Source organism: Leisingera sp. F5, assembly GCF_001593695.1.
This window is the reverse complement of the sequence record NZ_LUKH01001242.1, coordinates 1-1,165: the sequence shown is the minus strand read 5'-3', so window position 1 is coordinate 1,165 and position 1,165 is coordinate 1. Positions and strand designations below refer to the sequence as shown.

Below are 1,165 nucleotides of genomic sequence, written 5' to 3'. Positions count from 1 at the left end.
GAACTTAAGGGTGGCAACAACCGAGATATTGCGGCCCGGTTCCTTGATCGAGGTCAGCGACGCAGCGGTGTATTCGGTGCCATAGGTGGCCCGGTCGGCGTATTGGGTGTCGAACACGTTGTCGATGGCCGCCCGGATGGTGACGTTGCCAAGGGATGGCGGGCTGTATTCGGCGAAGAGGTTCAGAACCTGATAGCTTTCCTGCTTTTGGGTGTAGGTTTCATAGACGCCATTGTCGTTCGACAGGCCGGCCTCGACGCTGCCGCCGACCAGCAGATTCATGGTTGGGATTTCCTGCTGCACCTCAAAGGCCAGAACTTTGCCGATCGGAGTGCCCGAGTCGACGACAAAGAAGCTCTCCGCCGGCTGGCCGTTGAATTCGATGTCGCTGCTGTTCATGGTGAAGCGGGCAAAGCCGCTGTCCCAGCCATAGGTTGCGGCCAGGTTGAAGCCTTTGCTTTCGAAGTCGTTGCCGACGACAGCACCGGTCCGGGTGACACCGCGGACATTGCCGATATTGGTCTTGAACAGCTCGCCGCCCAATGTCCAGTTGCCGCGCTGCCAGTCGGCACCAAGGATGATGTTCTTAGCGCGCGAGGCCCGCAGGCCCGCATAGTTCCAGGCCTGATAGAACAGGAAGTTGTCTTCCAGATCGTAACCGCCAAAGACGTTGGAATAGCCGGCCCGCAGCGACAGCGAGTCGGTCACGTCATAAACCAGTGACAGGTTGCCGCTTGCCCCGGACGGGGAATCGGTGAACGGGGTGCCGGACTGGGCGAAATCCTGGCCGGTGAAGTCCTGCCAATCATAGCGGACGCCGGCAGAAACGCTGAGGCGGTTGGTGGGTTCAAGCCGGGCCTGGGCGAAGACGCCGAAGTTCTTGCTTTCCTCCCCGGTCAGCCCGTTGACCCAGGTGGCCTTCACCGTGCTTTCGCGGACCTGATAATCCACGCCGGCCGTGATCGTGTTGCTGTCGGACAGGTGGAAATCGTTCTGCAACGTCAGCGAGTAGGTGTTTGAACTGGTGGAAGTGGAATCGCCGAACGGATCGGAAGGGCGGTCAACGTTGATGTCGGAGAAACCAAAGGTCGCCGAAGGGTCCCAGAGGCCGGTTTCATTGCTGCTTTCATAGCGCAGCGAGGCGATGCGGCGGCGGGTGTAATAG

Annotated in this window: 1 protein-coding gene; it reads right to left on the bottom strand. The window is 59.9% G+C overall.

Annotation, left to right across the window (positions count from 1 at the left end; all coding sequences use genetic code 11):
• A partial coding sequence (locus A2I95_RS40480; protein ID WP_291737955.1) for a TonB-dependent receptor occupies positions 1-1,165 on the bottom strand: 1,165 nt, incomplete at both ends.